Origin of the sequence: Devosia litorisediminis (assembly GCF_018334155.1) — a bacterium.
Lineage (GTDB): Bacteria > Pseudomonadota > Alphaproteobacteria > Rhizobiales > Devosiaceae > Devosia > Devosia litorisediminis.
Window position 1 is genome coordinate 2,501 of record NZ_JAGXTP010000005.1, and the last position, 3,206, is coordinate 5,706.

Consider the following 3,206-nt stretch of genomic DNA (forward strand, 5'->3'; position numbering starts at 1 on the left):
CGATCAAACAGCCGATGCAGCAATGCATTGGCATTTCACAATCCCGACGACGGAATTGGATGGCTTCAAGAGGGCTGTTCAATGTTGATGTTGCGGGCATTGATAATGAGAACGATCAAGCGTCTTAAGTGCATTCAGTGGATGCCTTGGCGTGCACAGGCGATGAAGGACGTAATACGCTGCGATAAGCGTCGGGGAGCTGCGAATAAGCTTTGATCCGATGATTTCCGAATGGGGAAACCCGACCATTTAGGTCACCCGAAAGGGAGCTAACCTGGGGAACTGAAACATCTAAGTACCCAGAGGAAAGGACATCAACCGAGACTCCGTTAGTAGTGGCGAGCGAACGCGGACCAGGCCAGTGGCCTCTTTGTAAGAACGGGAATGGAATGGAAATTCCAGCCATAGTGGGTGATAGCCCCGTACCGGTAGAAAGCATTGAGGTCCTCGAGTAAGGCGGAACACGTGAAATTCTGTCTGAACATGGGTAGACCACTATCCAAGCCTAAGTACTCGTGCACGACCGATAGCGAACAAGTACCGTGAGGGAAAGGTGAAAAGCACCCCGACGAGGGGAGTGAAATAGTTCCTGAAACTGGATGCATACAAACAGTAGGAGCCCGCAAGGGTGACTGCGTACCTCTTGTATAATGGGTCATCGACTTAGTCTAACTAGCAAGCTTAAGCCGTTAGGTGTAGGCGTAGCGAAAGCGAGTCTGAATAGGGCGTTAAGTTAGTTGGATTAGACCCGAAACCGAGTGATCTAGGTATGAGCAGGCTGAAGGTAAGGTAACACTTACTGGAGGGCCGAACCCACGTCTGTTGAAAAAGACGGGGATGACTTGTTCCTAGGGGTGAAAGGCCAATCAAACTCGGAAATAGCTGGTTCTCCGCGAAAGATATTTAGGTATCGCCTCGAGCGAATACTCTGGGGGGTAGAGCACTGGATGGGCTAGGGGGTCTCACCGACTTACCAAACCTAACCAAACTCCGAATACCCAGAAGTACTACTCGGGAGACAGACGGCGGGTGCTAAGGTCCGTCGTCAAAAGGGAAACAGCCCTAACCTACAGCTAAGGTCCCCAAGTCATAGTTAAGTGGGAAAGCATGTGGGATTGCTTAGACAACCAGGAGGTTGGCTTAGAAGCAGCCATCCTTTAAAGATAGCGTAACAGCTCACTGGTCAAGCGATCCTGCGGCGAAGATGTACCGGGTCTAAAACTATGCACCGAAGCTTAGGGTTTACACTTATGTGTAAGCGGTAGCGGAGCGTTCCGTAAGCCTGCGAAGCGGTACCTGTGAGGGGCCGTGGAGGTATCGGAAGTGCGAATGATGACATGAGTAGCGACAAAAAGTGTGAGAGACACTTTCGCCGAAAGTCCAAGGGTTCCTGCGCAATGCTAATCAGCGCAGGGTTAGTCGGCCCCTAAGTCGAGGCAGAAATGCGTAGACGATGGGAATCACGTTAATATTCGTGAACCAGGTGGTAGTGACGGATCGCGCAGGTTCGTATCCCCTTATTGGATTGGGGGTGCGATGAGCCGGTTCCAGGAAATAGCTCCACCAATATTGACCGTACCCTAAACCGACACAGGTGGACTGGTAGAGTATACCAAGGCGCTTGAGAGAACTATACTGAAGGAACTCGGCAAATTGCATGCGTAACTTCGGGATAAGCATGACTTCTATGAGGGCAACCTTATAGGAGTGGCACAAAAGAGGGGGTGGCGACTGTTTACTAAAAACACAGGGCTCTGCGAAGTTGCAAAACGACGTATAGGGTCTGACGCCTGCCCGGTGCCGGAAGGTTAAAAGGAGATGTGCAAGCATTGAATTGAAGCCCCGGTAAACGGCGGCCGTAACTATAACGGTCCTAAGGTAGCGAAATTCCTTGTCGGGTAAGTTCCGACCTGCACGAATGGCGTAACGACTTCCCCACTGTCTCCAGTATAGACTCAGCGAAATTGAATTCCCCGTGAAGATGCGGGGTTCCTGCGGTCAGACGGAAAGACCCCATGCACCTTTACTATAGCTTTACGCTGGCATTTGTGTCGGCATGTGCAGGATAGGTGGTAGGCTTTGAAGCAAGGACGCTAGTTCGTGTGGAGCCGCAAGATGAGATACCACCCTTATCGTCATAGATGTCTAACCGCGGCATAACAGTGTCCGGGACAGCGTATGGTGGGTAGTTTGACTGGGGCGGTCGCCTCCCAAAGAGTAACGGAGGCGCGCGATGGTGGGCTCAGACCGGTCGGAAATCGGTCGCTGAGTGCAATGGCATAAGCCTGCCTGACTGCGAGACTGACAAGTCGAGCAGAGACGAAAGTCGGTCATAGTGATCCGGTGGTCCCGCGTGGAAGGGCCATCGCTCAACGAATAAAAGGTACGCTGGGGATAACAGGCTGATAATGCCCAAGAGTCCATATCGACGGCATTGTTTGGCACCTCGATGTCGGCTCATCACATCCTGGGGCTGGAGCAGGTCCCAAGGGTATGGCTGTTCGCCATTTAAAGTGGTACGTGAGCTGGGTTTAGAACGTCGTGAGACAGTTCGGTCCCTATCTGCCGTGGGTGTAGGAATATTGAGAAGAGCTGACCCTAGTACGAGAGGACCGGGTTGGACGAATCTCTGGTGGACCTGTTGTGGCGCCAGCCGCATTGCAGGGTAGCTAAATTCGGACGGGATAACTGCTGAAAGCATCTAAGCAGGAAGCCTCCTTCAAAACTAGTATTCCCTTGAGAGCCGTGGAAGACCACCACGTCGATAGGCCGGGTGTGGAAGCGTAGCAATATGTGAAGCTTACCGGTACTAATAGCTCGATTGGCTTGATCGTTCTCATTAATCTATGTCCGCATAGACTGTGAAATGATCGGCTCAGACACCAGACCAACACTCCTTGCATGGGAGAGTTGTTGGTCCAATACAAAACATAACCAGAATTCACTCATACGTTTTTCGCTGACCTTGTGGTTCTTGCGAGGAGCCCAAGACCCGATCCCATCCCGAACTCGACCGTCAAATTCCTCCGCGCCAATGGTACTAAGTCTTAAGGCTTGGGAGAGTAGGTCGCTGCAAGGTCTGCCAAAAACGTATGATCTCATTACGATGTCGAAAAAGAATAAAAGAAGCCCTCACTGGAAACAGTGAGGGCTTCTTGCGTTCAAAAAACCAAAATAACAAACAAAACAAACGCCAAGGGCTGCCG

2 rRNA genes are annotated in these 3,206 nt (G+C 51.4%); both read left to right on the top strand.

The window, feature by feature from the left end:
• Window positions 1-113 precede the first annotated feature (113 nt).
• Window positions 114-2,834, top strand: a 23S ribosomal RNA gene (locus KD146_RS18120).
• A gap of 129 nt (window positions 2,835-2,963) precedes the next feature.
• Window positions 2,964-3,079: ribosomal RNA gene (gene rrf, locus KD146_RS18125) — 5S ribosomal RNA — on the top strand.
• Window positions 3,080-3,206: the final 127 nt, after the last annotated feature.